Origin of the sequence: Vibrio sp. EJY3, assembly GCF_000241385.1 — a bacterium.
Classification (GTDB): Bacteria; Pseudomonadota; Gammaproteobacteria; order Enterobacterales; family Vibrionaceae; genus Vibrio; species Vibrio natriegens.
In genome coordinates this window covers 1,637,894-1,663,864 of sequence record NC_016613.1, presented here as the reverse complement: position 1 = coordinate 1,663,864, position 25,971 = coordinate 1,637,894, and the positions used below count along the sequence as shown (strand labels likewise).

37 protein-coding genes are annotated in these 25,971 nt (G+C 46.1%); 32 read left to right on the top strand and 5 right to left on the bottom strand.

Annotated features, from left to right (window positions below; genetic code table 11):
- Positions 1 to 1,187 precede the first annotated feature (1,187 nt).
- Positions 1,188 to 1,454: a helix-turn-helix domain-containing protein gene (locus VEJY3_RS07635; RefSeq protein WP_014231869.1), complete on the bottom strand. Its 267-nt coding sequence runs from the start codon at positions 1,452 to 1,454 to the stop codon at positions 1,188 to 1,190.
- A 142-nt stretch (positions 1,455 to 1,596) separates the two neighbouring features.
- Between VEJY3_RS07635 and VEJY3_RS07630 the strand changes: the two genes are divergently transcribed.
- The 23 genes from VEJY3_RS07630 to VEJY3_RS07530 all read left to right on the top strand — a co-directional run bounded on the left by VEJY3_RS07630 (position 1,597) and on the right by VEJY3_RS07530 (position 13,573).
- On the top strand, positions 1,597 to 1,788 hold the full coding sequence (locus VEJY3_RS07630) for a hypothetical protein (RefSeq protein WP_014231868.1): 192 nt from the start codon (positions 1,597 to 1,599) through the stop codon (positions 1,786 to 1,788).
- A complete protein-coding gene (locus VEJY3_RS07625) occupies positions 1,785 to 2,093 on the top strand; it encodes a hypothetical protein (protein ID WP_014231867.1) in 309 nt (102 codons plus the stop codon). The genes VEJY3_RS07630 and VEJY3_RS07625 overlap by 4 nt, the downstream gene beginning before the upstream one ends.
- The gene (locus VEJY3_RS07620; protein WP_014231866.1) at positions 2,090 to 2,485 is read left to right on the top strand and encodes a hypothetical protein; all 396 of its coding nucleotides are present in this window, start codon (positions 2,090 to 2,092) and stop codon (positions 2,483 to 2,485) included. The genes VEJY3_RS07625 and VEJY3_RS07620 overlap by 4 nt, the downstream gene beginning before the upstream one ends.
- The gene (locus tag VEJY3_RS07615) at positions 2,485 to 4,341 is read left to right on the top strand and encodes a hypothetical protein (protein WP_014231865.1); all 1,857 of its coding nucleotides are present in this window, start codon (positions 2,485 to 2,487) and stop codon (positions 4,339 to 4,341) included. The genes VEJY3_RS07620 and VEJY3_RS07615 overlap by 1 nt, the downstream gene beginning before the upstream one ends.
- Positions 4,342 to 4,397: 56 nt before the next feature.
- Entirely contained in the window at positions 4,398 to 4,553 is a 156-nt protein-coding gene (locus VEJY3_RS25810) for a hypothetical protein (RefSeq protein ID WP_014231864.1), read from the top strand.
- 2 nt (positions 4,554 to 4,555) lie between these two features.
- A complete protein-coding gene (locus VEJY3_RS07610; RefSeq protein ID WP_014231863.1) occupies positions 4,556 to 4,867 on the top strand; it encodes a hypothetical protein in 312 nt (103 codons plus the stop codon).
- Positions 4,860 to 5,393: a hypothetical protein gene (locus VEJY3_RS07605; RefSeq protein WP_041170227.1), complete on the top strand. Its 534-nt coding sequence runs from the start codon at positions 4,860 to 4,862 to the stop codon at positions 5,391 to 5,393. Before VEJY3_RS07610 ends, VEJY3_RS07605 begins: the two co-directional genes overlap by 8 nt.
- Positions 5,383 to 5,838 carry a hypothetical protein gene (locus tag VEJY3_RS07600; RefSeq protein WP_014231861.1) on the top strand — a complete coding sequence of 152 codons (456 nt, stop codon included), beginning with the start codon at positions 5,383 to 5,385 and terminating at the stop codon, positions 5,836 to 5,838. The genes VEJY3_RS07605 and VEJY3_RS07600 overlap by 11 nt, the downstream gene beginning before the upstream one ends.
- Complete coding sequence (locus VEJY3_RS07595; RefSeq protein ID WP_041170226.1) at positions 5,810 to 6,568, top strand: hypothetical protein; 759 nt, start codon at positions 5,810 to 5,812, stop codon at positions 6,566 to 6,568. The genes VEJY3_RS07600 and VEJY3_RS07595 overlap by 29 nt, the downstream gene beginning before the upstream one ends.
- 123 nt (positions 6,569 to 6,691) lie before the next feature.
- Positions 6,692 to 6,820: a hypothetical protein gene (locus VEJY3_RS26065; RefSeq protein ID WP_031849150.1), complete on the top strand. Its 129-nt coding sequence runs from the start codon at positions 6,692 to 6,694 to the stop codon at positions 6,818 to 6,820.
- On the top strand, positions 6,821 to 7,651 hold the full coding sequence (locus tag VEJY3_RS07585; RefSeq protein WP_014231859.1) for a major capsid protein P2: 831 nt from the start codon (positions 6,821 to 6,823) through the stop codon (positions 7,649 to 7,651). It begins immediately after the preceding gene.
- Positions 7,652 to 7,660: 9 nt separating this feature from the next.
- Complete coding sequence (locus VEJY3_RS07580; protein WP_014231858.1) at positions 7,661 to 7,972, top strand: hypothetical protein; 312 nt, start codon at positions 7,661 to 7,663, stop codon at positions 7,970 to 7,972.
- Positions 7,972 to 8,118 carry a hypothetical protein gene (locus VEJY3_RS25805; protein ID WP_014231857.1) on the top strand — a complete coding sequence of 49 codons (147 nt, stop codon included), beginning with the start codon at positions 7,972 to 7,974 and terminating at the stop codon, positions 8,116 to 8,118. The genes VEJY3_RS07580 and VEJY3_RS25805 overlap by 1 nt, the downstream gene beginning before the upstream one ends.
- Entirely contained in the window at positions 8,115 to 8,312 is a 198-nt protein-coding gene (locus VEJY3_RS07575; protein WP_014231856.1) for a hypothetical protein, read from the top strand. Before VEJY3_RS25805 ends, VEJY3_RS07575 begins: the two co-directional genes overlap by 4 nt.
- A complete protein-coding gene (locus VEJY3_RS07570; RefSeq protein ID WP_014231855.1) occupies positions 8,297 to 8,686 on the top strand; it encodes a hypothetical protein in 390 nt (129 codons plus the stop codon). Before VEJY3_RS07575 ends, VEJY3_RS07570 begins: the two co-directional genes overlap by 16 nt.
- The gene (locus VEJY3_RS25500) at positions 8,687 to 9,181 is read left to right on the top strand and encodes a hypothetical protein (protein WP_014231854.1); all 495 of its coding nucleotides are present in this window, start codon (positions 8,687 to 8,689) and stop codon (positions 9,179 to 9,181) included.
- A complete protein-coding gene (locus VEJY3_RS07560; protein ID WP_014231853.1) occupies positions 9,178 to 9,894 on the top strand; it encodes a hypothetical protein in 717 nt (238 codons plus the stop codon). Before VEJY3_RS25500 ends, VEJY3_RS07560 begins: the two co-directional genes overlap by 4 nt.
- A gap of 3 nt (positions 9,895 to 9,897) precedes the next feature.
- Positions 9,898 to 10,983, top strand: coding sequence for a hypothetical protein (locus VEJY3_RS07555; RefSeq protein ID WP_014231852.1), 1,086 nt, complete (start codon positions 9,898 to 9,900; stop codon positions 10,981 to 10,983).
- A 2-nt stretch (positions 10,984 to 10,985) separates the two neighbouring features.
- Positions 10,986 to 11,453, top strand: a complete 468-nt coding sequence (locus VEJY3_RS07550) for a hypothetical protein (protein ID WP_014231851.1) — start codon at positions 10,986 to 10,988, stop codon at positions 11,451 to 11,453.
- 62 nt (positions 11,454 to 11,515) lie between these two features.
- Positions 11,516 to 11,743, top strand: coding sequence for a hypothetical protein (locus VEJY3_RS07545; protein ID WP_014231850.1), 228 nt, complete (start codon positions 11,516 to 11,518; stop codon positions 11,741 to 11,743).
- Positions 11,724 to 11,909 carry a hypothetical protein gene (locus tag VEJY3_RS07540; protein WP_014231849.1) on the top strand — a complete coding sequence of 62 codons (186 nt, stop codon included), beginning with the start codon at positions 11,724 to 11,726 and terminating at the stop codon, positions 11,907 to 11,909. The genes VEJY3_RS07545 and VEJY3_RS07540 overlap by 20 nt, the downstream gene beginning before the upstream one ends.
- A 271-nt stretch (positions 11,910 to 12,180) precedes the next feature.
- Entirely contained in the window at positions 12,181 to 12,582 is a 402-nt protein-coding gene (locus VEJY3_RS07535; RefSeq protein WP_014231848.1) for a hypothetical protein, read from the top strand.
- A 97-nt stretch (positions 12,583 to 12,679) separates the two neighbouring features.
- The gene (locus tag VEJY3_RS07530; protein ID WP_014231847.1) at positions 12,680 to 13,573 is read left to right on the top strand and encodes a hypothetical protein; all 894 of its coding nucleotides are present in this window, start codon (positions 12,680 to 12,682) and stop codon (positions 13,571 to 13,573) included.
- On the opposite strand, the gene VEJY3_RS07525 is transcribed toward VEJY3_RS07530, so the two are convergent.
- The 4 genes from VEJY3_RS07525 to VEJY3_RS07510 form a co-directional block, all read right to left on the bottom strand.
- Complete coding sequence (locus VEJY3_RS07525; protein WP_014231846.1) at positions 13,566 to 13,997, bottom strand: DUF3653 domain-containing protein; 432 nt, start codon at positions 13,995 to 13,997, stop codon at positions 13,566 to 13,568. The two genes, VEJY3_RS07530 and VEJY3_RS07525, sit on opposite strands and share 8 nt — an antisense overlap.
- A gap of 449 nt (positions 13,998 to 14,446) precedes the next feature.
- Complete coding sequence (locus tag VEJY3_RS07520) at positions 14,447 to 16,177, bottom strand: ATP-binding protein (RefSeq protein WP_014231845.1); 1,731 nt, start codon at positions 16,175 to 16,177, stop codon at positions 14,447 to 14,449.
- Positions 16,167 to 17,348: an FIST signal transduction protein gene (locus VEJY3_RS07515; protein WP_014231844.1), complete on the bottom strand. Its 1,182-nt coding sequence runs from the start codon at positions 17,346 to 17,348 to the stop codon at positions 16,167 to 16,169. The genes VEJY3_RS07520 and VEJY3_RS07515 overlap by 11 nt, the downstream gene beginning before the upstream one ends.
- Before the next feature lie 113 nt (positions 17,349 to 17,461).
- On the bottom strand, positions 17,462 to 17,818 hold the full coding sequence (locus VEJY3_RS07510; RefSeq protein ID WP_014231843.1) for a hypothetical protein: 357 nt from the start codon (positions 17,816 to 17,818) through the stop codon (positions 17,462 to 17,464).
- 258 nt (positions 17,819 to 18,076) lie between these two features.
- On the opposite strand from VEJY3_RS07510, the gene ccoN reads away from it, so the two are divergent.
- The 9 genes from ccoN to VEJY3_RS07465 all read left to right on the top strand — a co-directional run bounded on the left by ccoN (position 18,077) and on the right by VEJY3_RS07465 (position 25,948).
- Positions 18,077 to 19,504, top strand: coding sequence for a cytochrome-c oxidase, cbb3-type subunit I (gene ccoN, locus VEJY3_RS07505; protein WP_014231842.1), 1,428 nt, complete (start codon positions 18,077 to 18,079; stop codon positions 19,502 to 19,504).
- A gap of 13 nt (positions 19,505 to 19,517) precedes the next feature.
- Entirely contained in the window at positions 19,518 to 20,138 is a 621-nt protein-coding gene (ccoO, locus tag VEJY3_RS07500; RefSeq protein ID WP_014231841.1) for a cytochrome-c oxidase, cbb3-type subunit II, read from the top strand.
- A 9-nt stretch (positions 20,139 to 20,147) separates the two neighbouring features.
- Entirely contained in the window at positions 20,148 to 20,321 is a 174-nt protein-coding gene (locus VEJY3_RS07495; protein WP_014231840.1) for a CcoQ/FixQ family Cbb3-type cytochrome c oxidase assembly chaperone, read from the top strand.
- The gene (gene ccoP / locus VEJY3_RS07490) at positions 20,321 to 21,295 is read left to right on the top strand and encodes a cytochrome-c oxidase, cbb3-type subunit III (RefSeq protein WP_014231839.1); all 975 of its coding nucleotides are present in this window, start codon (positions 20,321 to 20,323) and stop codon (positions 21,293 to 21,295) included. The genes VEJY3_RS07495 and ccoP overlap by 1 nt, the downstream gene beginning before the upstream one ends.
- A gap of 105 nt (positions 21,296 to 21,400) precedes the next feature.
- Positions 21,401 to 21,877 (top strand): FixH family protein, encoded by a 477-nt coding sequence (locus VEJY3_RS07485; RefSeq protein WP_014231838.1) that lies wholly within the window; start codon positions 21,401 to 21,403, stop codon positions 21,875 to 21,877.
- Positions 21,878 to 21,881: 4 nt separating this feature from the next.
- Positions 21,882 to 24,245 carry a heavy metal translocating P-type ATPase metal-binding domain-containing protein gene (locus tag VEJY3_RS07480; RefSeq protein WP_014231837.1) on the top strand — a complete coding sequence of 788 codons (2,364 nt, stop codon included), beginning with the start codon at positions 21,882 to 21,884 and terminating at the stop codon, positions 24,243 to 24,245.
- A 15-nt stretch (positions 24,246 to 24,260) separates the two neighbouring features.
- Positions 24,261 to 24,425 carry a cbb3-type cytochrome oxidase assembly protein CcoS gene (gene ccoS / locus VEJY3_RS07475; RefSeq protein WP_014231836.1) on the top strand — a complete coding sequence of 55 codons (165 nt, stop codon included), beginning with the start codon at positions 24,261 to 24,263 and terminating at the stop codon, positions 24,423 to 24,425.
- An 8-nt stretch (positions 24,426 to 24,433) separates the two neighbouring features.
- A complete protein-coding gene (locus tag VEJY3_RS07470) occupies positions 24,434 to 25,111 on the top strand; it encodes a sulfite exporter TauE/SafE family protein (RefSeq protein ID WP_014231835.1) in 678 nt (225 codons plus the stop codon).
- Between the two features lie 90 nt (positions 25,112 to 25,201).
- On the top strand, positions 25,202 to 25,948 hold the full coding sequence (locus VEJY3_RS07465) for an FNR family transcription factor (RefSeq protein ID WP_014231834.1): 747 nt from the start codon (positions 25,202 to 25,204) through the stop codon (positions 25,946 to 25,948).
- Positions 25,949 to 25,971 lie beyond the last annotated feature (23 nt).

The following is a 25,971-nucleotide window of genomic DNA, read 5'->3' as shown; positions in this document are numbered from 1 at the left end:
CGCGTAATCAAACCAACGCCACTTGGCTCTTCAGCAAAAAAAGAGTAGGGAAGTCATACAATTAACTTCACAAGTCGTCAATAAACATCCTGACAATTATAAGTATTAGTGACCGTGTAACGTAATATTATCGAGATTCTCGTAAGCCTCAGATAGATGTGGGCTCTGCATATGGTGAGTATTCTTAGTGTACTTTTTTCAGCTATATTTATCTTGAATATCACATTTAACAAGATGGGCTAGACAATGAAACTAGCATATTACGTAAGCAATATAGCTCAAGATAATAGCGACCACGAGGTCCATAATAGTGGTGACCATGAAGTCCATAACTCGGGTTGTCCTCATTTTGATAGAATCCAATCCAAGACTTATTTAGGCTTATTTGATAATTGTGCGGAAGCAGTCATTGAAGCGAAGAAAAAATACGACCAGTCAAATGGTTGTTATTGGTGCTGTAACGAGTGCCACATGTCACACTAGTTAGGAACGGGAACTTTCTACAAAAAAATCGCGCACGCACATCCTGCTGGTAAGCTCACAATAGAAATGAAGGCGACATTTGAGAAACACCAAGAGCCATACGCAGCAGGAACTTGGTGCAAGTGTCGCCGTCAATAACTCTGGATTAGAGTTAAAGCGCTTTGAGTTCATGAGAAGCAGCAGACAGCATTTCACTGATCGCCAGCAAGTCAGGAATGTTGAGAGCGTATCTACACAATGGAACGCTATAAAATCAGAGCGTAAGAAAGTACGGCTCAATTAGAATGCTCAGGCGAATTAGTAGCAGAACTTCAAGAACGCCAACTTGAACTGATAAACCGAGCGAACTTTGGTTCAGGATCTTGTTAGCTCAAAATGTTGCAGGCAAGCAATAGAAAATCAATCCAGCTATTCGGTTACTTGAATGAACAAGATGAATAAGCAAGATCCCGAGCCAATGTGTATGGTGTCGAACGTAACGAAAGAATCAGTGTAAGAACTTAATCGGCGTCTTAGATTTAAAGCTGATGACTGGTTTTTAAAAAATTGGACGTTGTGGTGAAGTTGAATTCATGGCCCAGGCAAGACAGCGGATAAAACCTTTAAAGAGGCAAAAGCCAAATACGGTGTAATTAAGCTGACATCAGCACTGTTAATCTTTTAATCCTTTAGTGCGCATTATGTATAAAGGGGTTAATAGCAGCTTAGACTGGTGCACCCGACTGTAAGGCACTGACTAATCTAGGGTTTTTGTATTTATCTTCAAGCAAATTGTACACTACATCTTGATCATCAAGCCCTAGAAGGTCAGCGATTCTAAAAGCCATTTCCCAATCAAGAACACTGCGACCATTGCGGTAATTACTAATTCTACTTGCGCCAACGTCCAAAAACTTAGCTAACTGATAGTCAGAGGTAAGCTCTAACTGGATTTTCAGTTCGTCTAAAAGCACATTTGTATAATTAGTCATGTTCCCGCATTCCTTCACTGTGTTGTTAAATTTTAGTGGATAGTCCCGCGTCTTTCACTATTGCAAGCATCTTGCAACCGAAAAAAGATTTCCTTAACGTTGTTTTTGAGACAGGAAATCAACAGCTTGCGGAGGCTAGACCGTGGAACGTATCGTTACCAACCCAATTCACTTACCTTGCCCTGATATGGCAGGGTGTGCAAACCCAGACCCAGATAAAACAGCCAAATCTCTACGTAAAATTGCTTTACTGCGTGAAAAGTTTGCCGAGCAGTTCCCTAAGAAAAAGCGCAGCTACATCCCAGCACGTTTTCGTCAGGGGGTGTCAGAATGAATTTAAGTATCTGGAAATCAAAGCGCAATAAATCACAATTTGTTGCATCACTCGACAATGGCACACACCTTTACTTTGACGCTTTCGAACTGGAAACCGTCGAGGCGTCATTGTGGCTTTACCAAGGCACCACGTTAGTGGCATGTATCCGAGCAACCAGCGATATCATGCCAAAAGTAACGGACTACGCTCGCCGCATGGCAACCATGGGCGCCCAAAACTACGGTGAGCCGCTAAACGAAATCCGCAAGCAAGATGAAGCGCCCCAAGTGGGCGCGGATTCTTCTGTTGAGGTAACAGCATGATTGAGAGAAAACTAAGAAATCCAACGGACAAATATACCTTTGGAGACTTCGGCGGCTCATCCATGTATCACCCTGATGGTTATAAGGTTCCAGACGATGAACCAATATTAATTTTTAGAGCCAAGGATTTAGGTGTCTTAGCTGCTATTGCTGCCTATTTAGATATGCTTATTGAACAAGAGCCCTCCGGCACCATAAGAAGTCATTTGGAGTCGATGATTCAGGTTACAGAAGCCATATTGAGCTATCAGCAGCTTACATCCGTGAAGTCAGTAACTTGTTCGCAAAAAGCTCACCATTCTACTATTAAGCAGTTGAATGGTGATGTTCAAGAAGCGCTTGTAAATGCTCGTCATATTTTGTGTGATGTTTATGGTGTTGAGGCTGCGTAATGAAGTACTTATACCAACCGCAACCACCGCGCCAGTTTACCGGCCAACTAAGCCCGCAGGATGTGGGCTTTATAACGGCGTTAGCCCAAGACGTCACCATCACTGAAAAGAATATCGCCGCTATCGAAAGCGGTTTTTTTAGCACTCCAAACCATGATTGGATGGAAAGTGAACTAAAAAAGCTCAAATCGTTTGACCAAATTCACCACTTACGCACCTTAGAAAGTGCTGAACTCGGGCGCGAAGCGCTGGACGAAGTCCAGAAAAGACTAGGCTCGTCAAAGGGCGCAAAAGTCGGACACGGAAAAAGAAAGCAGATAGAGCGATTTATTACCCGTTCCCGCCGTTTGCCGCCGCGTCATAAAACGGAATCGTTTTGTGGCGACAACGTGACCGATGAATATCGAGAGCGTCCAGAATCGCAGACAGGCTGGATTCTGAATGAAAACAAGCGCCTAGAATGGCAACCAATTGGCAAAAGTCGTGCGTATTTGATGCAGCGTGGCTGGGCTAACCAAGTCAAAATGCAGGTAAAATTCCACCCAAGCCCGTCTGATGCACCTGCGCCGCAAAGTGGCGAGCGTTTTACCGAAAAACTGACACCACGTGCTGTTAAGAAAATCTTTGAGTCGGGCGCCTATGTTGCCGCGTGTCATGGTGGTTTCAGTACCTTCCTGACGTTGACCTTTAGCCCTGAGCAGCGTGAACGCATCTTTGGCGGTGAAGCCATTACCGAAGATGGGCTGCGTTATTGCCCAATCCAAACCACCATTGGCGCCGAAGTATCCCGTTTTCTGGATGGACTGAAAAAGATGTACCAGCGCGGTTTTGAATATTCCGCCAAAGCCACTGACCAACTGGCACTGGATGGCGACAAGGTCAAAATTGACGGCAGAATTGGACGCCCGCTTAAAGCCACTTGGAAAGACGACCAAGGCATTAAGCACGTGAAAGAGATTCACGGCGCAACCAAGAAACCGTTCGATTTCCATTACATCTGGGTTGCCGAATCGCCAGCTAACGACGATGGCGAACCCAATCCCCATGTGCATGTGCTGTTGAATTGGCGCATTGAACAGCATCACTTTGCGGGTTGGGCGCAGCGTATCGAGCAGCTTTGGGGTAATGGCATGGCGCACTTGGAGAAAATTAAATTCGGTGAAGCGGCGGCAGGTTATCTGATAAAAGCCGTTGGCTATGCCGCTAAGGGTGACAATGCCGACCAAGGCTTAATCAAGGGCAACCGCTATAACATTGCTCGTTGCAGTCGCGCACCCGATTGGGAGGTACTCAGTTCGTTCGACGTCGACAACATGACAGGCATCATCAAAGAGTGTGGCTATCGTTTGGAGCAATGGCGCAAGCCGATGCAGCGCGAGATTAGGCGCAAAGAAACCAAGAAAGCCGACGCCATTCGCGCCATTGACATCAATCGAAAGTCGGGCAAACACGACGCGGTGCAAAAGCTCAACCACCTAATCAAAAAGCTCGACCATGAAGCCCGCCAGATTCGTGAAAGAATCAAGAGTCGCGGCACGTTCGCCAGTAGCCTAAACCAGTTTTCGATTGTATTTGAGGGTGAAAAACACCGACGCAACGCGGGAATGTTTTTGCTGTGGGCTTGCGGTGCGCGGGGCTGGTCAATGAAAGCCTCACACGAAACCAAAGGCAATGACTTTGATTTGTTGCGCGACGATGCCCGTTGGATGTTTGAAGAAGAATTTCAATACTTCCATTTACGGCAAGCCGACTGGAAAAGCCAACTTAGCCAAGACATACCACCGGAACCCGATTTTCACACCATAAAAAGCAATGACATGGCAACGTATCATGATTATTGCCGTTACACCCATTAAGCCTATTTAGGCGCTTGCTTGCGAAACGATTTCAGCAAACAAACTAAGGAATGTGAATGAGCAACATCGACAAAATCACCAACGAAATGGAAGCCGAAGTGAAGCGCAGCAAGGGCGGTATTTTCTGGCGTCTGCTATTGGTCTGGATGAAGGAAGTCAACAAGCAAATCCAGAACAAGCCCGCGTCTAACGACGAACTGGCGGAGGTGTAAACATGGAAATGCTATCTCTGAAAGAATGCCAACAGGCACTTGCCGCGCTCGATGCTGCCGACAAGCTCAACGCCAGTGTTGAGAAGGAACTCAGCCAGTTTAAACAAATGGACACCAACGCCATTATCAAACGAGCCAGCAAAATGCTCATGACGGGCAATTTTAGCCTTGAAGCGTTCGGCTTGAATCCAACCTTATTTCAGCAAATCGAACAGTTAACCAAGCTCAACAACAAGGCGCGGGACAAATACCGCGCTTGTGTCGTGGCGAACATTGAGCAGTTAAACCAAGTTGAGGTCAGTGCCAATGAGTAAACATCCAAATCCAGTTCGCGGGCACGTTTCGTGCCCCGTGTGTCAGAGTCATTCCACCGTTCACCGAGTGGGTGAAGGCAAGCTGATTGCCGAAGGGGAACCAACTAAGAACGGGCGCAATTTGGGGCTGCTTTATTACAAGTGTCCCGACTGCGGCAACAGCCCAATGAGCAAAAGCATTAACGCGTATTTGGAATCCAACATGGTCGAATCGGTTGAACAGCTAAATTCGGGTGACCCTGTCACGATTGAGGCGGAAATACCAGCGGTTGAACCAACGCCCGACATCGTTGAAAGCCTTGATACACCTGACTTGCCCGTAATTGAATCAAGCGAATTACCAAGCGTTGAAGTCAGTACCACAACCGTTGAAACTGAGCCGCCAGCACCCGTTAATAAGCGCGCATTTCCGGTTAAAAAGGTACTCGCTGGGGTGGCATTAGTGACCTTGTTGGTGTGGGCAATTCGTCAACTGATACCAACCAAGAAACCAACCGAACAGGGAGAACCCGCTAATGCAGGATGATTACGAAAACCAACCCGATTTGGACGATTGGGGCGACTTTTCCAGCGTGTTAACCGACCTCGAACAAACCGAAGTCAGTGTGCTAAGTAATGCGCCTACTACCGCCGCCAACGACGACGAATACAAGCCAGCGGGCGAAATGTTCGAAGGGGCGTTGTCGGTGCTGTTTACCATTGCCGAGCAAGCCACGACCATCATTTCAGGCGTTGAGTTTGAGTTTGATGAAAAAGGCAAAGCCGCTGTGATTGATGCGGCGTTACCTGTGCTGCAAAAACACGGTGACGCGGTAACGTCAATGTTTGGTGACTACATGGAAGAAGCGGTGCTCGGTCTGGCGGTGCTGTCGCTGATTTACAGCGCCAAGAAAAGCATGGCGCAGCAAAAAGCCTTACTCGAATTAGAGGAGAAAAAACCACGTGAGCAGCAAGAAAAAACCGCCGCTTAGGTTTCCCAATCCGGTTAATTCGAATCCGTCCCATGATGCCGAACACGTGGTGTATGTGGCGGGCACCGGAGGCGGCAAAACCTCGGCGGTGAAACATCTGGGTTTGGTGCCCAAAGCGGCGCAAGTGGCGTTCTTTGACCCATACCGAAACTATGCAGGAAGTAAGTTTCGCGGGCAATTGTGCCTTGAAACCAGTTCGCGGATGGCGTTCGTCAAAGCCTTAGTGATGGCACGTAAACGGGGCAAATCGTTCAAGCTGGCGTATGTGCCAAGACAAGGCGCTTGCTCTGATGAATTGGAGTTTTTCAGCGCGGCGGTGTGGGCGGTCGGCAATGGCAATGCAGACCGTCTGCATGTGGTGATTGAAGAACTCGCAAGCTGCGTGGAAACGTCCGGTAAGCTCAAAGGCAAAGCGGGCGAACTGTGGCGCGGTGGTCGTCAGTATGGCTTGGTGCTGCATTCCATCTTCCAGCGCGGGCAGGAAGTACCCAAGACCGTCACCGAGCAATCACCCGTTTGGTGGATTGGCGCCGTGAACTCAATGGCTGACGCCCGCTGGCTGGCAGACAAAAAGGGCTTGTGTGTCGATACCTTGGCGGAGCTGAAATCCGCCAAGTACAACAAAGCCGCGATAGGCAAACCCATTGCCGAATATATGCTGGTTCGTGATGGCATTGGCAACGTCGAGAACGCCGCTTTCAACTGTCTGACCGGACACCTCCAACGCTAATTTCAACGCCCCTCCAACCTATAGGTTAACGCTTTAACCTATAGGTTTCCCTCGCTTCCAAACCTTGCCGATTCGTCGTTTCATGAAGTCACTTTTCAACCGTGTGCAACCGAAAGGAACAACATGAAACAACAACATAAAAACCTAGCGATGGCGCTTATCCTCACGCTTATTGTGATTGCCGCTATCAACAACATCGGCGCATTGTCTTCAGTGCGCGAGACCCTTAACGGCGACAAAGGATGGTTCTAAATGGAAGCCCTAAAACAGCCTTTTAACCCTCGTCCACGCGAACTTGACCCAGTTGAAGGTGTGAACTGGGGCAACCAAGCCACGCTGCGTTTGGTGTCTGGTCCTACGTATCAGAATATCGAACTGGTTACCGACATTGCCGACCCGAAAGACATTGAGCGCATCACCGTGAAAGTGAACGGGCGCGAAATCGTCAACGTCACCGCGCAAGACTTGATTGACTTGCAAGAGCACAAAAAAGAGTACGTGCAGAAAGGTCGCTACGTGCTGAACTTCTCGGATATGTCGATGCGTACCAAGCTGGGTATCCGTACAGGTGAGCTGGTTACGCTGCAAGGCGAAATCTGGTTTATGTACATCCAGCTTAAAGCGAAAGCGGCAGGTACGACGGCGCCAATGATTCGTGCTCGTGCCCATACCACGGCAGCGCAAGCCCAACGCGTGTATATGCCGCGCATCTACTCGCAAACGTGGTTTGCTGCGTCCAGTGGTCGCACACCGTTTGATTTTGCTGAGCGCAGCGCGACGCTGTCTCTGAAACGTATTCACCTGAAAGACGAAACCATTGAACGTGTTCGTGTGCTGCGTGATGAACGTGAAGAACTCAACGTGAACAAAGCCGATAACGCTTTCGACTTGGCGTCGGCTGGTCGTGAGCAAAACCAAGGCTTTTTCTCGGTGGATTTCACACGCTGTGGCTTTGGCAGTGAAGCACGTTTGCCAACGGCGGCGATGAAACAACTGTCGTTTGAAGTGGAAAAAACCGCAGCGGGCAGCATTCCGGTGCTGATTGAAGCCATCGAACAAGTGTCTGTGCCAACCGCGCAGTAAGGGGGCGTTATGGTGATGGCGCAAAAGGGATGGGGCTCTATCTGGGATGGTTTCTTGGAAACAGGCGGTGAACTACTGACGGATGTGACCGACATTGGCACCGATTGGCTCAGTAACAAGCTGCAACACGAAGCCGACCGCGTCGAGTCCAGCAATCCCGATAAGCAGCGCGAGCACAATAACGACTACCAGCAACCAACGGGTGAGCCTGTGAATACCTCCGCATTGGCGGGGGTAACCACCACGCATCTGATGTTGGGTGCGGTGTTGTTAGTGGTGCTGTTGCTGTTGGTTTTCTACGTCGCTAAGGGGAAAAAGTAATGCCGTTGTTTATTCCATTTCTATTTGTGGGAGGACTGGGCATCTGGGCGGGCATCAAAATCAGTGGCGGCTTTGACCGCATGGGTTGGGTGCTCGGCTTACTTCTGGTGTGTTACGTGCTCTACAAGAAAGGGTTCAAATTATGATTGGCGGGCTTTTAGGTAATTCCGGTTCGTTGCCCATCAGTGCGAACAGTGGTCCCGCAACCAGCGGCGCCAGTGGTGATTCGGGTGGTTCTCTGAAAGTGGGCAACATCAACATGGGCGGCGGTGGCATGAGTCCAACCATGCTGATGGTGCTCGCGTTAATTGTGGTGGTGTGGCTATGGAAAAAGAAGTAGTTGAAATCGTCACCCATTCGGCACGTGCGCTGGGCGAGTTAAAGCCCGCGTTTCGTGCTGTCCCTGAGGGTGAATATCAGGAACTGTGTCAGGCGGTCAAAGAAGGACGCGTGAGCATCTATCGCTTTAAAGGTGAAAACCATCATCTTGTCGTTGCGGGTGAGCGTGAAGGTGACCATTACTACATCTGGGCGGCGGCTGGTCGTGGCTTGGTGGCGGGCAGTCGCCACCTGTTCAAAACCGCCAAGGAAGCGGGCATCAAAACCATGGAAGCGGAAACCGCCTTTGGTGGCGTGGCTCGTATGTTACAGACGCTGAATGTCGCCAATAAACCCAAGGGCGAATTCATCCAGCTAGATTTGGGAGCGTTATAGATGGGTAAGTCTAAATCTAAGTCGACCAATAACAGCACCACGACCAACAACAGCGGTCAGAACGCCATCAGTGGTGACAACCTTGGGGTGGCAATCTCGGGCATTAACGACTCGACCATTAACGCCACCATGACCGACCACGGCGCCATTGATGCCGCGTTTGAGTTTGGCGGGGAACTGCTCGACAACAATGAACGCGTCACGATGCAAGCCATGACCACCACTCAAGATGTGGCGGAAACCGCCATTGATGAAGTAGCGGAATTTGCGGGCAACTCGCTGGCGACCTACGCCTCAACCAACAGTGAAAACCTCAACATGCTGGCAGGGCTGGCGGGCAACCAAGCGGCGCAGAACTCTAAGAATCTGCAATCCATGATGGACTTAGCCAAGTTCAAACAAGATGGCGGTCAGGTTGAAACCAGCAAATTAACGGTGCTGTTGTCGATTGTTCTGGTGTTGGTACTGGGCTTTGTAATGGTGAAAAAACGATGAATGCACAAATGGTCGCGGGGCAATCCATCCCGCTTACGCCAGACGGTAACTGGCTCTATGTGAAATCGGCACAAGCTGAAATCGAAATTTACCGCCAACTGACGGGTGAGCATGTGAAGTTGAGCCAGTCGTCAGTGTTTAACGTCGGTGAAGGGAAAAGCCTTGGACGTTTGATCATCATCAGCCGTTCTGACAACGAAATTGAACTTCAGTTTGGTTATGGCTCGTTTACGCCTCCGGTAGAAGGTCAGGGCGTGGTCGTGCAATCCCTGCCGAGCATCACCGTTGAGCAACTGCCTGATGTGGTCGTGAAAGAACTGCCAGCGGTGCAGATTGCTGCCAATCAACAACTGGCGGTGAGTCATTTGCCGCCGCTTCACCTCGTGTCACTGCCGCCAATTGATTTCAATGGGGTGCAGAACGTCAACATCAAAGCGTTGCCCGCTGTGACGCTTGAAGCCTCGCAAGTGGTGCGCGTAGCGGAAGAAGTCAGCGAAAACTTAGTAACCGAAGCGGTGAGCGTGTTCCCGCACAACATCGCCGCCAACGCACAGCGCAAAGCCATCACCATCAAAGCATCCAAAGCCAATGTGGAATCGGTGTTTGTCGATGCCTTTGAGTTGGAAGCGGGTGAACGTATCGAAATTGGCTCGACCGCCGCCATGACCATCACAGGCGCAGCGGGCGACAAAATCACATTAATGGAGATTTAACGCATGGGAGAAGTACGCGAAAACCTGCCGAACGGCAACCCACGCAACAAGATTGAATACTTGGCAGATTGCATCGACCTTGCCACCGAAGCCGCGCAGAAAGGAGCGGCATCCTCGGCACCGCGTCCGGCAAACCTGCTGAAAAACGCCGCCTTTCTTGGTGTGCATGACTACAGCGTGAGCAATCGCTGGGCTACTAACATGGGCTATCGTGCTGCGGGCGGAATGAACGTTTACTCAAGCACCGGAACACCTGCTGCGCCGTTCTGGGGTGTGGAAGTGGTACCGAACTCCAACAAAATGCCTGTATGGGGCGCGTATCAGGTTGTGGGTGACTATGTCGAAGACCAAGACGACATTGATTTCTCTGAACTGATGGGCGGCTTTGCGGCAGCGTGGGGCAACGGTTCGAAACAGGTGGTCTTCCAAGTGTTTGACCCGCAAATGTTCTATTTGGTGAATCACAGCGGGCATGAAGGCAACGACTATCGCTGTTACCTGCGTTTTATCAGTGGTGGTGCCACGGACAAAATTCGCTTTGGTATTGTCGAGCTCAACCGTGATGGTAAGGCGACAAGAATCGTCGTAAGCAAAACCATTCAAGAATCGGCAGTGCAGCAACACCGTGAAGAATGGCTGTCTATCCCTCGTTTTCAAATGAATTCAGAGATTGGCGGTCAGCGTTACGCGTTCTTTGTTGAACGTCTGGAACACACCGACAACGGTTACACGGTGTTAACGGGAGCGGGTGTCTATTGGGGTAAAGAAGGTGAACGCCCTGAACTGGCGAACACCGAGCAACACGACCAAGGCGGATTTTACACCTTGCCCGTGACGGTACCCGCTAACGGGGAATTCAGCTTTGAACTGCCCAATTTCCCAATGCGCTATGAGCCAGAGCAGCACCTCATTTTTGCCATTACGGACGCGGAAAATCGTCTGGCACAAATCGAGAGCCATACGTCGACGTTTACCGTTTCGGGGACGACCGTTACCGTCAGCGGCGCCAGTGGCGATTTTACCTCGCCATGCAAGCTGGAAGTCTATTACAGCCAGTGTGTGAACATCGGGTTCTATCAAATGGTGTAGCCATGCAAATAGTCATTCTTGCCATCATCATCTTAGGAATTGGAGCGTTTACCATGACGACACCGACCTCAAGCGTTCGCGGGATACGCATCAACAACCCGCTTAACATTCGCATTGCGTCGAATCCGTGGAAAGGCAAAGTGTCACCCTCGCGTGACACCGATTTTGAAACCTTCAGGGCGCCAGAATGGGGCTTTCGTGCAGGGGCAATTTTGCTGCGTAACTACCAGCTACGCCATGAACTGTATACGTTAAGTGAAATCATCAACCGCTTTGCACCGCCACACGAAAACCACACAGGCAATTACGCTCGCTTTGTGGCTGGGCAAGTCAGCGTTGGCATTGACGAACGGATTGATTTGGTGAACAACCAGCGGCTGTTGGTCGATGTGCTTCACGCCATGAGCATCATGGAAGTCGGGCGCCACTACAGCAAAAACACCGTCGCTAAAGGCGTGAAACTGATTTAAACGTCAATGAAAACGTCAACGGTATCGTCAATTGACGTTTCATTATGCTAAGGAAATTTATTATGTTTGAACGTTCTACATGGAAAGGCATTGCGTTGCTCGGCTCGGTGATTGCGGCGGCAACGGGCTACGGGCATTTGTTCAGTGTCGAAGTCACCGAAACAGGCTTGAACCTTGGCGGCGCCGTGGGTTTGGCAATTCCTGCCGTCATTGGCGCTTATGAATCATTACCAGACCACTGGAAGCCAAATAAAAGTGCAGGGGGCTGGCATGGAAAGCGCCCTAGCTAACGCCTTATCCGGTCTGGGCTTTTCATCTGAGTCTATTGTGATGTTTGCCCTGATGGGGATGAATCTTAAGTATCAAATCGCCATCAACAAACAGCTTACCCAAGGGCTGCAAGACGTCCGAGAAAGTGTTTTGGTTCTAACCGCACGAAGCAAGAATGAAAGCTGACAGCTAATGTTGAGAACAGCGTCGAAAGGGCGCTGATTGTGGGTTACAAAGCGAGTAAGGAGCCGATACCGTGGGCATGTCGATTGACCTCGACTGGCTTCAACATCCATATAGTGTTTTCTCTTTCAAGCACGAAGCCAAAAACAAAGCCGAACCTTAGCGATGGGGTTCGGCTTTTTTGTAAGGGGTAAATTTATCACCTAAAACCTATCTAACTCACTGATTTATTGTCTATACTTGATGATGTTTATAAAAATAGATCGGGGTCGTTATGAGTCTTTCTGCGGATTTGTACACTATATATAAAGAAAAAATCGATGAGTTCCTCCAAAATTGGAAAGGTACAATTCACGCTTTAATAAAGGAAAACTTGTCTTATTGTATAAATCAGGCTTTTGATGAAGTGGGAATAAAAGCAGGGTATCAACTAGAAAACGAAGTAATTAAAAACAAGTTTAAACACTGTCTTAATGAGTTACTATCGCATGTGGTTTTGAAAAAACTATCATGTGTCGACGGGTTTACCAATAAAGACCAAATTGCCAACAATGCTATCAACCTAATTATATCTAAAATTATAAATACAGATCTCTTCATTGAAGTGATAATTTATCAATATTTTCCTTTGGAATATGAAGCTGAAGATTGTTACCGTTTCAATTATATAAGATGAAATGTAATCATTAAAAATAACTTCCAGCGAGACTGTCGGTTAGCTAAAGGAATAGTCTAATATAATCAAAGTTATAGTTATTATGTGGAGTAAGTTCGTGAATAAATGCCCTATATGTTCTAAATTTCGCAATCTCGATATTCATCTTTTTGAACTAGCTGCTTATTGTGAGAGTCTAGACAATACGATTTCTTATAATACCGACGAAGGGGTTGTTAATGTTCATACTCAAACTATTGGTGAGTGGCTCAAGTTAGCGGCTCAACTTGAGAATGTAAAAATAAACACTTGGAAGTTCGCTGATGATTCAGGGTGCTATTGTCGACCAGCTGCTGATATCTATGACTCTGATATGAAATATTCTTCTTCATATTCAACTGCTCTTACGCGGTTTATTTTTGTATCGAATGCATTAGAGGAAATGTATCGATACGTCGTTCCGTTTTACAATAAAAGCGAGACGGTGAAAAATAAAAATCTCCGTAAACCCAGTATGCAAACGACAGCTTTAATTGATATATGCGATGAATCTGAATTACCACAACATTTTCACCATAAAGTCGACAGCTTAACTAAGTCTATTCAAATGTGCTCAAGTATTCGAAATAAACCACTAACGGGGATGAAAGGGGTTAAACCTTCCGACTATAGCTATGGGCTTCATTTAATAAGGAATATTCGGAATTATGTTGCTCATGGAGTTTTTCCCATAGCTAACAATCCCGAGTTGGATTTAGATTTTGAACAATTTGAGGCGCTTAATGCTGTGTTACTCAACGCCTGCAGAGCTATTTGTTTCTATATTCAGGTCCTTTTAAATAAGTACAATCAAGGTATGCAGTCTTATGACCATGATCAGGCCGCGAGTGGTGTAGGTAAAGAGTTCGACTATTTTCGTAAACACTGCACACCTGAACTAGCCTTAAATTTGCATTTGATGGGAGGTTTTAGTTTCCAAGACCCATTTGGAGATTTGAAATCTATTACTTAATGAGTTTACTTTTAGTTGGTATCCACTCGGCGGCTTTCATGCGACGGCCGCCACGAAACGGTAAGACGTTTTCCTTTGCGGAATAGACCTTGGGTTGTCCAATGTGTCCGTACATTTCCACGAACTGACGATGCTCGTCACGCCAATACACAAAGCTTTCCAATTCCTTAGGGCTGAACTCACGACCAGATGGTGTGATGAGAATGGCGCGTTTCTCACAGACTTTAAATCCAGCCCAACGAAGGTCGTTAGGTAAATAGCCAAGTGATTTGATGAGCAGCAGTTTTTCTGCCATCGGATTGAGTGGAACGGTGCCATCAAGCCAACGGGTAATCGTCGGTTTGGACACGTGAAAATAATCAGCGCCTTGCTTAATAGAGTTAAACTCACGCCAAAAGAGTGTGCGGAATGATTCGTGAAACATGACAACGCTCGCAGTTTGGATAACAGAGTAAAATTATTTTTCTTATCGTTTTTGCCGATACAGACCGCAACATTATGTGGCGGTGATGGTTTTCGGCGTTTTTCGTAGATTGTGCAAAACAAGCATTACGAATAGTACAAGTAACTTGAAGTACGTAAACTGACAGAAGAAAAAATTACAATTGAGTTATCAGAGACTTATGAAAAAAATCGTCGGTTAGTAGCAAATTTTAAATCCTAGCTCGAATTAGTCCTTTAGTGCGCATTATGTATATTATGTTAAATAAAGGATAACGCTACGCCAAATCTAGACTGATTTAACCTCCTATCCCTCTCTTATTTCAATTTCATCCAGGGTTTTGAGGCTTTCATTAAACATAATGGCTATTTACCATAAAATACTTAATATAGATCTTAATAATCTATCGATTGTTAAGATCTATATTAAGGCTAATCATTTTCTACAAACACTTGAATGGCTTCATAGATGTCTTGTCTACGGACTGGTTTGGAAATGAAGCTGTCCATACCGGCTTCTAAGCATTTGTCACGGTCACTTTCTAAAGCGTGTGCTGTTAATGCGATGATTGGAATCGTGATGCCTTTCTCTCGGATCAAGCGCGTTGCGGTAATGCCGTCCATGACTGGCATCGATACATCCATAAGTATAATGTCGATTGAGTCGCTGTTATCTTCCAGAAATGCCAGTGCTTCTTCGCCATGGCTTGAGATGTGAACGTTATGTCCTAACTTGTTGAGAATTAATTTAATCACGAGCTGGTTTGAATGCGTATCTTCAACCACAAGTAAATTTAATGCTTTGACTGGGCTGTTTGCTTCAATTTTTACAGGACGATTCTGATGAAGCCTGGTCAATACCGGAATCTTTATAGTGAATGACGAGCCCACGTGTTCTTTACTATCAACTATGATGGTTCCGCGCATCATCTCCACTAAATGTTTGGTGATGGCCAGGCCTAATCCTGTTCCTCCGAAACGTCTGGTTATCGATCTGTCACCTTGATGAAAAGCCGTGAATAAACGAGCTTGTTTGGCTTTTGATATACCAATGCCCGTGTCAGAGACGGAAATTATTAACTCGTCTTTCTGCTCCAAAACCGAAACGCTCACTGTACCGCTGTCAGTGAATTTAATCGCGTTACCGATAAGATTAAATAAGACCTGAGATAACCTGGTCGAATCAATCCAATACTGTTTGTCTGGCGGTATGCGGCAATCAAGGTTGAAGTTGAGGTTTTTACTGATAGCTATTTGTTTTTGCTGGGAAATAACAAACGTCACAGCGTCACTTAAATTGGTCCACTGTTCATGTAACTGAAAGCTACCCGACTCGATTTTAGAGAGATCCAGGATGTCACTTATGATGGCGAGAAGCAGTTCCGCAGAGCTCTCCATTTGACACAGCGCTTCGAACTGCTCGTTGGATAATGTTGATTGCCTTAGTATATCAAGCATACCCAGAACGGAATTAAGCGGCGTTCGGATTTCATGGCTCATCATGGCCAGAAACTCGGACTTAGATTGGTTTGCGAGTTCAGCTTCTTCGCGTGCTTTAGCTAGCTCTGTTGTACGTACATCAACGATACGTTGTAACTTCTCTTTGGTCTCGATGTCTATTACCGCTCGTTCTATTAGAGGGCGAAAGCGTCGAAGTGTTTCTTTGTTTTCAATACTGAAGTGCCCTTTTTGTGCTCCAATTAATAGGATTATATTTTGAGTCACTTCAGAGCGAATGCCAGTCAGAATGACAGAGTTTACGTGGTTCTTGACGAATATATTTAAGTTAGAGAACTCGCCCAACCTTAATGGTTCGAACAGTAATATACATTCACCATTTAGCGCCCGCTCCATGGTGTTACCGTGTAACCAATTAACCGTATCGAATACGCTGTTCGTTGATATTAACGTTTTGAATGATTGCCTGTTATCGTCACGAGTAATAACGATAAAGTCTTCAAAGTTAATGTATTTTTTTAAGACCGTATTTAAGCCAGAGAAGATTTCATTGCGGTTTTTGGCTTCGCTCATGGCTGATATTGCCGAAAGAATGGCTTTGTTCTCGTCAGCGAGCAATTTTTCTCTATGCTTGGCTTGTTGTAACTCAACCAACGCTTCCTGCAAAGCTTCTTGCTGGTAGGTCTCTAAATATTTATCTTTCATAAGGCTTATGGAATATCGCTGATGAGATCATTAGGTTCCCATGTCCATTTTCGCCACCAATAAATCTTCCTTGTTCGCCAAAGGTAAATGGGCATATAAATGGCAGGTGTTCCAGTTCTTGGTTGATTTGTTCACAAACGCTGTTCATGTCTTGCTTCAAGTGCAACATGGGCCCTGCGCAAAAGATGTTGATGACGCCAATTTTACGAGACTCTTCTAGTTTTTGGTTGAAGGCGATATTCACAACTTTTGCCGCTCTGGCAAGCAGGTGTTCCCGACTCCCTTTCATTAAAGTGATCTCTTCTCCTTCGTCAATATCGGTAAAGAGTTCGATGCCTCCATCGGCGGTTTCTCTTATTGGGTGAGATAGTTTGTAGTAAGGCCGATCGTACAAATGACCTGCGACTCTTCCGATTGGGTATGCGCTGGAGTTAGTGAATAGCAGGTTGTCCTTACCTGTTTGATTTTGCTGGTGATTGGTCCATTGTCTATAGCGCTCTAGTGCAGGCTCACCGTCAATTTCTAACAGACAACGTCCTTCGGTTTTAGTGGCAATACCTTTGATGTTGGTCGAGGTGTGTCCAGCACTAAAAGCGATATCTACATGTTGTGAGGAATAGAATAGAGTGAGGCTCACGCCTGATTGTTGTTGGCCTTGCGCGGTAATAATGGACCAGTTTCCTTTAATATTATTATCGGCTGCCGAACCACCAATAATCGGTACTAGTGTGCCAAACCTTTGATCGATAGATTCGATTATTGATTCTTCTCTGCCAGGCGTCGCGTGGAGAAGGATTAAGTCAGGTATTTCCCCTACTCGATCGGCATCTTCAAGTGCCATATCCAACGCGTGCATGACGCCCTCGTTTTGAGTGCAGTGAGAAATGCCAGTACCGTATGCATGTGGGCCGTGATCGTAAATAGCCAATGCCGCGATAACTGGCCCGGAATGAAAACCTTGGTCTGTCATTACCGCTTGGCAAGAACTGGCTCCATGGAAAGGCGTATCAGGAAAATTCTTGAGCAGAGCTGTACGTATTAGCTCAGAGTCATACTCTTCTGTGTAATAACAGATGACGTATGCTGGGTTCTTTTGAGTCAACTCAGAACGCAGCTTTTTAACGGCTGAATGTTCATCTGTGATATGAGTAAAAACTGATTGGCACTGCATACGCTTTTAATATTGTTCATGACACTGTTGTTATACCACTCCTACCGATTTTCACTAAGTAAGAAGGTTTAATTTTCTTAAACAAATTCCAATTATCGCGGCTGATCTCCAATTTATAAATGCACTAAGACAATATTTTGATTTACGCTAAGCTTAATAACTTTGCTTGGTGAAATAGACTTCCATTCAATATTTTGATTAATGTCCTTTACATTAATAAATTCACCTGATTGATCTAGATCAATTTTCAGAGTGCTACTTTCTAGCGTTTCGATTGAAATTCCCTTTGAGTCACGATTAATTGTGATTCTTTCCCCCGATATTGTTAATTCACATCGCTCTTTTTGTGAGCAGTCGATGCTTTTGGGCGTCTCGTGGGTAAAGGTTCGCCATAAAAATGCGCCAACTAAAACACTGAGCATGATTAAGATTTGTGCGAGTCTCGCCTTTGTTAACTTTTGTGCCGGCATAAATACCAATATCCTTGTTACAAACTTCAAACTTTTTAAATAAAAAATGTGTTCCCGAGCTTCATTAAGGTTACTACCCTGTCATTGAATTGTTAATTCAAGTATAGTGTCGAGCTGAAAATGCCACTTTTTATTAAAGTCAGCAATGGAAATAAAGTGATGATAACACTTGAATTCTAGAGTTTACTTGGGTGGTGTTACGACGCAAGTCGTGTTGGAAGTAAAAGTGTAGTTAATTAGAAATTGGAAGCATGCATAATGAGCCAAGTAAAGCAGCTTGAACAAAACTACAACTATACAGTCGTTCGCCAATTTACCCTTGTGACCATTTTATGGGGCATAGTTGGTATGGCTGGTGGTGTTTTGATTGCCGCTCAATTAGTTTGGCCACAGCTAAACTTTGATACGCCGTGGTTGACGTACAGTCGTTTACGTCCGCTGCATACTAATGCGGTAATTTTTGCGTTTGGTACCAGTGCTCTGTTCGCAACATCTTATTATGTTGTTCAGCGTACTTGTCAAACACGTCTTTTTGGTGGCCCACTCGTTGCCTTCACCTTTTGGGGTTGGCAATTAATCATCTTAGCCGCAGCAATTACTCTACCACAGGGGATGACCACCTCTAAAGAGTACGCTGAGCTAGAATGGCCTATTGATATCGCAATCGCGATTGTATGGGTTTCGTACGCAGTGGTGTTCTTCGGAACATTGGTAAAACGTAAGACCTCCCACATTTATGTGGCGAACTGGTTCTTCGGCGCGTTTATCATCACCGTAGCAGTACTTCACATCGTGAACAGCATGGCAGTTCCTGTTTCCTTGACTAAATCGTACTCGATTTATTCTGGAGCAGTGGATGCGATGGTTCAATGGTGGTATGGACACAATGCGGTAGGTTTCCTACTGACCGCTGGTTTCCTAGGTATGATGTACTACTTCGTCCCTAAACAAGCTGAACGTCCTGTTTATTCTTACCGTTTATCTATCGTTCACTTCTGGGCATTGATCTCTCTATACATTTGGGCTGGTCCTCACCACCTTCACTATACTGCTCTACCTGACTGGACTCAGTCTTTGGGTATGGTGATGTCATTGGTTCTATTTGCTCCATCTTGGGGTGGTATGATCAACGGTATCATGACGCTGTCTGGTGCTTGGCATAAACTTCGTTATGACCCTATCCTACGTTTCCTAATTGTGTCGTTGTCTTTCTACGGTATGTCTACCTTCGAAGGCCCAATGATGGCAATCAAGACAGTAAACGCACTTTCTCACTACACCGACTGGACCATTGGTCACGTTCACTCTGGTGCTTTGGGTTGGGTTGCTATGGTGTCTATCGGTTCAGTTTACCACTTGGTACCTCGCCTGTTCGGCCAAGAGCGTATGTACTCAGTTGGTTTGGTTAACGTGCATTTCTGGTTAGCAACAATCGGTACGGTTCTATACATCGTAGCGATGTGGATCTCTGGTGTTATGCAAGGCCTAATGTGGCGCGCAGTTAACTCTGACGGTACTCTGACTTACAGCTTTGTTGAGTCGGTACAAGCGTCATACCCATTCTATTTTGTACGTTTCCTAGGTGGTTTAATCTTCCTATCAGGTATGATTCTAATGGCATACAACACGTACAAAACAGTGACTGCACCTAAAGAGAGCCTTAAGGCTATCCCACATCCGGCATAAGGAGATTTAAAGAATGAGTAATAATTCTAATAATCGCCATGAATTCCTAGAACGTAATGTCGGTTTGTTGGCTATTTTTATTGTTTTTGCTATCAGTTGGGGCGCGCTTGTTGAAATCACGCCTCTGATTTTCCAAAAACAAACTACTGAGCCTGTAGAAAACCTACGCGCTTACACACCTCTTGAATTGGAAGGTCGTGATCTATACATCCGTGAAGGTTGTAGCGTTTGTCACAGCCAGATGGTACGTCCTTTCCGTTCAGAAACTGAGCGTTACGGTCACTACTCTGTCGCTGGTGAAAGCGTTTGGGAACACCCTTTCCTTTGGGGTTCTAAGCGTACTGGTCCAGATCTGGCTCGTGTAGGTGGTCGTTATTCTGACGAGTGGCACCGTGTTCACCTAATTGATCCACGTGAACTTGTTCCAGAATCAAACATGCCTGGTTTCCCATGGTTAGCTGAAAACGTCTTAGACGGCAGTTTGACACAGAAGAAACTTGAGTTGTTCCGTGATCAGTTCGGTGTTCCATACACTGATGAACAGATCGCGAATGCGACTAAAGAAGTAGAAGGTAAAACAGAGATGGATGCAATCATCGCTTACCTTCAGTCTCTTGGTCATGCAATGAAGTAAGGGGGACGTATGGATTTCGGTACGATTCATAGTGTTTATACCGTTGTGCTCTTCGCCAGTTTTATCGGCATTGTATGGTGGGCATTTAGCAAGAAACGTAAATCGCGTTTCGAAGAAGATGCTTACCTGGTCTTTGCTGACGAAGAACAAGCGACCCCACATAACCAAGGAGTGAAGAAGTAATGACTACATTCTGGAGTCTCTGGATTATCGTGATTACTATCGGTACGCTAGTAGGCTGTGCAATCCTCCTGACTTGGTGCGCCAAAGATAAAATGGGCGTCGAGGAAGGGGCTGACATGGGCCACGAGTACGATGGTATTCGCGAGCTAAACAACCCGCTACCTAAGTGGTGGACTTACCTTTTTGTGAGTACTTTCGTGTTTTCTGCGGTGTACCTTGCTCTGTTCCCGGGTTTAGGAAGCTTTAAAGGCTTTTTGAACTGGGAGAGCTCGGCTCAAGAAGTACGTTCACTTGAGGAATCAAAACAAGCCATCGCTGCGGCACAAGAGAACAAACAACTTAACCAATACGCTAAAGAGCTTGATGATGCGGATGCTTACTTTGGTGAAGCTTTCCGTAAGCTAGCACACAACGAAAACGGCTTACGCCCTGTTCCGGAAATTGCTAACGATCCTGAAGCGCTTAAAGTTGGTCAACGTTTGTTCTTACAAAACTGTTCACAATGTCACGGCTCAGATGCACGTGGTCAGCAAGGTTTCCCTAACCTGACTGATAACGCATGGCTGTATGGCGGTGAACCGCAAGCAATCGTAACAACCATCATGCATGGTCGTGTTGGCCAAATGCCAGCATGGAAAGATGCGCTTGGTGAAGAAGGCGTTCAAGAAGTGGTTAGCTACGCGCTTAGCCTTTCTGGTCGTAAAGTGAATGCTCGTGAAGCAGCAGCAGGTAAAGCACGCTTTGTTGTATGTGCGGCGTGTCACGGTACAGATGGTAAAGGTAACCCAGCAGTGGGTGCGCCTGACCTGACTGACCAAGACTGGTTGTTTGGTGATTCACGTGCAGCAGTTACTGAAACTGTTATGAATGGCCGTTCTGGTGTCATGCCTGCCTGGAAAGATATTCTAGGTGAAGACAAGATCCAGTTGGTTGCATCATATGTCTGGAGCTTAAGCAACTCCGAGAGTAAATAACCAAGATATTCAGTAACATTGCAATAACAGCCCCTTTCATAGGGGCTGTCTTTCCTTTAAATTTAAAGCCTCCTATTTTTTCATTTAGCTGTTGAGAACTTTTTTATGGTAAAGCCTTGGTATAAACAATTTTGGCCGTGGTTCCTGATTATCCTTCCTCTTATTGTTATTGGCTGGACAATCGTGACAGTGGTTATCTTCTCAAATAACTCTGTTTCTTTAGTTGCCGAGGATTACTATAAAAAAGGTAAAGGGATTAACATCGACATCAGTAAAATGAATGTCGCTCGTGACCTGAATCTTAACGCGCATATTTCGTCTAATAGCAACACGGTTGTTATTCACTTTGATAAAGGCGAGTTGGCGCACTACCCAGCTTTAACCGCCACGTTTACTCATCGCACACTTCCTGATCGCGACTTTTCGAAGTTAATTACTGCGGACGCTTCTGGTAATTACCGATTAACGCCAGACGAAGATATCCTTGGTCCTTGGTTCATTGAGCTACAACCACACGACAAGCAATGGATGATTCAAGGTAAAGTTGAGTTTCCTGCCGCTGACACTGTTTTGATGAAGTAATCCTATGTGTAAATCCTGTTATCACTGCGGTGAAGATGTACCAGCCAACACGGATTTTAAGGTAGAAATACTTGGTGAAGTCCGTGATATGTGCTGCCCTGGGTGTCAGACGGTGGCACAAACGATCATTGATAGTGGTCTCGTCTCCTATTACCAGTACCGCACAGCGCCAGCTGAAAAAGCAGATCTCGTACCAGAGCAACTTCAAGCGCTAATTCACTACGATAATGAAGATGTCCAGTCTGAGTTTGTACGTAATCACGACAATGTTTCTGAAGTGACACTCTCCCTGGATGGTGTCTCTTGCGCAGCTTGTGCATGGTTGATCGAAAAACAAGTCTCCAACACCAAAGGTTTGGTTTCTATTCGCGTTAATACAACGACAAACCGCGCTTTACTTGCTTGGGATAAAACGCAAGTTCGTTTGAGTGAGTTGCTTGCCGCGATTCATAAGTTGGGCTACAAGGCCGCACCATTTGAAGCGGACGTTCAAGAAGCCTCTTATCATCAAATGATGAAGCAATACCTTTACCGTTTAGGTATTGCAGGCCTTGCAACCATGCAGGTTATGATGCTTGCAGTGGCGTTGTATCTGGAAGTTTTTGGTGACCTGGAACCAGAGTTTAAAAACTACTTTCGCTGGGTCAGCCTGATATTCGCCACACCTGTGCTTCTCTACTCTGCACTTCCTTTCTATCTCAATGCCTGGCGAAGCATCAAAGGACGCACATTGGGTATGGATGTGCCCGTCTCGATCGCCCTCATTTTTGCCTATGTCGCCAGCCTGGTCGCCACGTTTACCGAGCAAGGAGAAGTCTTTTTCGAATCGATTTCGATGTTTACTTTCTTCCTTCTTGTAGGACGTTTCCTCGAGATGCGTGCTCGTCGTAAAGCAGCAGCGGCAAGTGGTAATCTACTTAAGTTGATTCCAGCTATTGCGACGACTTTAGATGGCGAGCAAATCCCAGTAAAGACACTGAAAATTGGAGACCGCATTCGCGTTCTGCCTGGTGAGCATATTCCAGCCGACGGTAAAGTCATTTCTGGTCGTATTCATATCGATGAATCCATGCTAACCGGTGAGTCAGTTCATGTGGTTAAGAAAGAAGGCGATGCTGTTTTCGCAGGAACGCTTAACGGCGATGAATCGTTTGAACTTGAAGTGACGAGCTCTAAAGCGGACTCCGTCATTTCAAACATTGTACGCCTGCAAGATGAAGCTCAGCATTCAAAACCAAAAATTGCAGAAATCGCTGATGTGGTAGCGCGTTACTTTGTTGGTGCGATACTGATTATTTCGGCAGGTACTTGGTTGTATTGGCACCAAACTAAACCTGATGATGCGTTCTGGATCATGCTGTCAGTGTTGGTAGCGACCTGCCCTTGTGCACTGTCTTTGGCAACACCAACAGCGTTGACTTGTGCGACGTCAAGAATGGGTAACTTCGGTATTTTACTGCGGAAGGGCCACGTTTTTGAAACATTATGCAAAGTGAATCACCTTGTCGTCGATAAAACTGGAACCCTGACAAAAGGTGATATCGAAATCAGCCGTACGAGCGTTTTTGGTGAAATTTCCGAGTCTGAAAGTCTCGCACTAGCCGCTGCACTGGAAGCTCATGCTAACCACCCTATTGCCCGTTCATTTGCGCAGTACTCGAAAGAAGATGTGGTTGTGTCAGAGGTGAAAAACGTTATTGGCTCTGGTATCGAAGGCTTATGGAACGGTAAAGACGTGAAAATCGGCAGCGCCGCGTTTGTCGTCAATGAAGGCTGTGATGAAAGTAACGCAGTGTATTTGTCGGTCAACGGAGAACATGCCGCGACGTTTTATTATCGCGACCCAATTCGTAAAGAAAGTCAGGCCTTTATCCAGCGTTTTGCCGAAGCAGGTATCAAGACCACATTACTTACTGGCGATTCAATACAAAATGCTCAGCCTGTTGCGGATGAAATCGGTATCGACCATGTGATCGCATCTGCAAAACCAGAAGACAAACTCGCGTATCTTAAGAGCCTGGATAGTGATGACATTACCATGATGGTTGGTGATGGTATCAACGATGCGCCGACACTGGCTGGCGCTCACCTGTCGGTAGCGATGGGCGGTGGTACAGACGTAGCAAAAGCATCCGCTGATATGACGCTACTGGGTGATAATCTGGAGAAATTATTAGAAGCTCGTTTGCTTGCGCTTCGTACAAGAAAAATCATCCGAGAAAACTTGGCTTGGTCTTTGGGCTACAACCTGTTAATTTTGCCGCTGGCGGTTGCGGGATTAGTTGCACCGTATGTTGCCGTTGTCGGGATGTCTGCAAGCTCAATTATCGTGGTATCCAACTCGTTGCGACTTCTAAAAGAGAAATAAATAGAGAAAGCTAACATGGAAAGCATATATATCTTAATTCCCATTGCCATTGTTCTGGTATGCGTTGCTGTCGCTATTTTCCTTTGGGCTGTCCGCAGTGATCAGTTTGAAGATCTCGAGCGTCAAGGTCACAACATTCTTCTTGATGAAGAAGACAAATCAGACAATAAGAAATCGTAACTTTCTCTATGAATCCTGATTTTATTGGAGCATTAATGATCGGACTCGTTGGGTCCGGTCACTGTATGGGCATGTGTGGTGGCATTGCATCTCTCCTCTCACTGGGCTCGTCACATGACAAAAGTTCCCCCCTCATTCCACTGTTCTACAACATGGGTCGATTATCCAGCTACGCCTTGTTTGGTGCACTTATCGGTGGCGCTATTTCTGGATTGAGTGAATTAAGCGGATTGGCGCACTCTCTCGCGTGGCTTCGCTTAGTCGCAGCAATATTTATGATTTTAGTCGCTCTTTATGTGGCTAAATGGTGGCAAGGTCTACTAGTTGTAGAAAAACTCGGTCAGAGCCTTTGGAAGTTTATATCGCCTGCTGGAAAGAGCCTGTTACCGTTAAAAAGCGCAATTCATGCACTGCCGTTCGGTTTTGTTTGGGGATGGCTACCATGTGGCTTGGTTTATTCGGCATTGACGTGGTCTGCTGTTTCCGGAAGTGCAGTAAACGGTGGTTTGATCATGCTCGCCTTTGGCGTGGGGACCCTTCCTTCGATGCTTGCTGTGAGTTACGGGGCAAGCTACTTTCAGAAACTACAAAAATCATTAATATTTAGAAACATCTCTGCATTAATTCTTATTAGTTATGGAACGTATACTGCTGCGGGTGCCATGCAAATGCTTGGTTTCATATAACTTGAAAGTCTATACCCACAATATTTTTGCTATCCTTTAGGATTAAGCAGTGCTAAAATATTGATGTATATCAAATAGTGAAAGGTTGTTATGATTTCTGAAAAACCTGCAACAAAGCGTGTCCAATCAGGTGGTTGTGCAATTCACTGCCAAGATTGTAGCATCAGTCAGTTGTGTATCCCATTCACTCTGAATGAATCTGAACTTGATCAGCTTGACCAAATCATTGAGCGTAAAAAGCCGATTCAAAAAGGCCAAGAGCTATTCAAAGCGGGCGATGAGCTTAAGTCTTTGTACGCTATCCGTTCTGGCACAATCAAGAGCTATACAATCACTGAACAAGGCGACGAGCAAATCACGGCGTTTCACTTAGCTGGTGACCTCGTGGGCTTTGACGCGATTACTGGTGACTGCCACCCAAGTTTTGCCCAAGCGTTAGAAACGTCGATGGTTTGTGAAATTCCTTACGAAATTCTAGATGACTTGTCAGGTAAGATGCCTAAACTACGTCAGCAAATTATGCGTTTGATGAGTAACGAAATCAAAGGCGATCAGGAGATGATCCTGCTGCTTTCTAAGAAAAACGCTGAAGAGCGTCTGGCTGCATTCCTGTACAACCTATCAACACGCTTTTCTCAACGTGGCTTTAGTCCTAGAGAGTTCCGCCTAACGATGACTCGTGGTGATATTGGTAACTACCTTGGTCTGACCGTTGAAACGATCAGCCGTCTGTTGGGACGTTTCCAAAAATCTGAGATCTTAAGTGTAAAAGGTAAATATATCACTATCTTAGATCACGATGCGCTAATGGAACTTGCAGGCGTCACAACAGAGTAACCTCTCCTATTACTTGATGTGGC

Bases quoted from the DNA above. Each gene is read 5' to 3' on its own strand.
- VEJY3_RS07635 (WP_014231869.1), bottom strand. From the start codon at position 1,454: ATGACTAATTATACAAATGTGCTTTTAGACGAACTGAAAATCCAGTTA.
- VEJY3_RS07625 (WP_014231867.1), top strand. From the start codon at position 1,785: ATGAATTTAAGTATCTGGAAATCAAAGCGCAATAAATCACAATTTGTT.
- VEJY3_RS07620 (WP_014231866.1), top strand. From the start codon at position 2,090: ATGATTGAGAGAAAACTAAGAAATCCAACGGACAAATATACCTTTGGA.
- VEJY3_RS07615 (WP_014231865.1), top strand. From the start codon at position 2,485: ATGAAGTACTTATACCAACCGCAACCACCGCGCCAGTTTACCGGCCAA.
- VEJY3_RS25810 (WP_014231864.1), top strand. From the start codon at position 4,398: ATGAGCAACATCGACAAAATCACCAACGAAATGGAAGCCGAAGTGAAG.
- VEJY3_RS07610 (WP_014231863.1), top strand. From the start codon at position 4,556: ATGGAAATGCTATCTCTGAAAGAATGCCAACAGGCACTTGCCGCGCTC.
- VEJY3_RS07605 (WP_041170227.1), top strand. From the start codon at position 4,860: ATGAGTAAACATCCAAATCCAGTTCGCGGGCACGTTTCGTGCCCCGTG.
- VEJY3_RS07600 (WP_014231861.1), top strand. From the start codon at position 5,383: ATGCAGGATGATTACGAAAACCAACCCGATTTGGACGATTGGGGCGAC.
- VEJY3_RS26065 (WP_031849150.1), top strand. From the start codon at position 6,692: ATGAAACAACAACATAAAAACCTAGCGATGGCGCTTATCCTCACGCTT.
- VEJY3_RS07585 (WP_014231859.1), top strand. From the start codon at position 6,821: ATGGAAGCCCTAAAACAGCCTTTTAACCCTCGTCCACGCGAACTTGAC.
- VEJY3_RS07580 (WP_014231858.1), top strand. From the start codon at position 7,661: ATGGTGATGGCGCAAAAGGGATGGGGCTCTATCTGGGATGGTTTCTTG.
- VEJY3_RS25805 (WP_014231857.1), top strand. From the start codon at position 7,972: ATGCCGTTGTTTATTCCATTTCTATTTGTGGGAGGACTGGGCATCTGG.
- VEJY3_RS07575 (WP_014231856.1), top strand. From the start codon at position 8,115: ATGATTGGCGGGCTTTTAGGTAATTCCGGTTCGTTGCCCATCAGTGCG.
- VEJY3_RS07570 (WP_014231855.1), top strand. From the start codon at position 8,297: ATGGAAAAAGAAGTAGTTGAAATCGTCACCCATTCGGCACGTGCGCTG.
- VEJY3_RS25500 (WP_014231854.1), top strand. From the start codon at position 8,687: ATGGGTAAGTCTAAATCTAAGTCGACCAATAACAGCACCACGACCAAC.
- VEJY3_RS07560 (WP_014231853.1), top strand. From the start codon at position 9,178: ATGAATGCACAAATGGTCGCGGGGCAATCCATCCCGCTTACGCCAGAC.
- VEJY3_RS07555 (WP_014231852.1), top strand. From the start codon at position 9,898: ATGGGAGAAGTACGCGAAAACCTGCCGAACGGCAACCCACGCAACAAG.
- VEJY3_RS07550 (WP_014231851.1), top strand. From the start codon at position 10,986: ATGCAAATAGTCATTCTTGCCATCATCATCTTAGGAATTGGAGCGTTT.
- VEJY3_RS07545 (WP_014231850.1), top strand. From the start codon at position 11,516: ATGTTTGAACGTTCTACATGGAAAGGCATTGCGTTGCTCGGCTCGGTG.
- VEJY3_RS07540 (WP_014231849.1), top strand. From the start codon at position 11,724: ATGGAAAGCGCCCTAGCTAACGCCTTATCCGGTCTGGGCTTTTCATCT.
- VEJY3_RS07535 (WP_014231848.1), top strand. From the start codon at position 12,181: ATGAGTCTTTCTGCGGATTTGTACACTATATATAAAGAAAAAATCGAT.
- VEJY3_RS07525 (WP_014231846.1), bottom strand. From the start codon at position 13,997: ATGTTTCACGAATCATTCCGCACACTCTTTTGGCGTGAGTTTAACTCT.
- VEJY3_RS07520 (WP_014231845.1), bottom strand. From the start codon at position 16,177: ATGAAAGATAAATATTTAGAGACCTACCAGCAAGAAGCTTTGCAGGAA.
- VEJY3_RS07515 (WP_014231844.1), bottom strand. From the start codon at position 17,348: ATGCAGTGCCAATCAGTTTTTACTCATATCACAGATGAACATTCAGCC.
- VEJY3_RS07510 (WP_014231843.1), bottom strand. From the start codon at position 17,818: ATGCCGGCACAAAAGTTAACAAAGGCGAGACTCGCACAAATCTTAATC.
- ccoN (WP_014231842.1), top strand. From the start codon at position 18,077: ATGAGCCAAGTAAAGCAGCTTGAACAAAACTACAACTATACAGTCGTT.
- ccoO (WP_014231841.1), top strand. From the start codon at position 19,518: ATGAGTAATAATTCTAATAATCGCCATGAATTCCTAGAACGTAATGTC.
- VEJY3_RS07495 (WP_014231840.1), top strand. From the start codon at position 20,148: ATGGATTTCGGTACGATTCATAGTGTTTATACCGTTGTGCTCTTCGCC.
- ccoP (WP_014231839.1), top strand. From the start codon at position 20,321: ATGACTACATTCTGGAGTCTCTGGATTATCGTGATTACTATCGGTACG.
- VEJY3_RS07485 (WP_014231838.1), top strand. From the start codon at position 21,401: ATGGTAAAGCCTTGGTATAAACAATTTTGGCCGTGGTTCCTGATTATC.
- VEJY3_RS07480 (WP_014231837.1), top strand. From the start codon at position 21,882: ATGTGTAAATCCTGTTATCACTGCGGTGAAGATGTACCAGCCAACACG.
- ccoS (WP_014231836.1), top strand. From the start codon at position 24,261: ATGGAAAGCATATATATCTTAATTCCCATTGCCATTGTTCTGGTATGC.
- VEJY3_RS07470 (WP_014231835.1), top strand. From the start codon at position 24,434: ATGAATCCTGATTTTATTGGAGCATTAATGATCGGACTCGTTGGGTCC.
- VEJY3_RS07465 (WP_014231834.1), top strand. From the start codon at position 25,202: ATGATTTCTGAAAAACCTGCAACAAAGCGTGTCCAATCAGGTGGTTGT.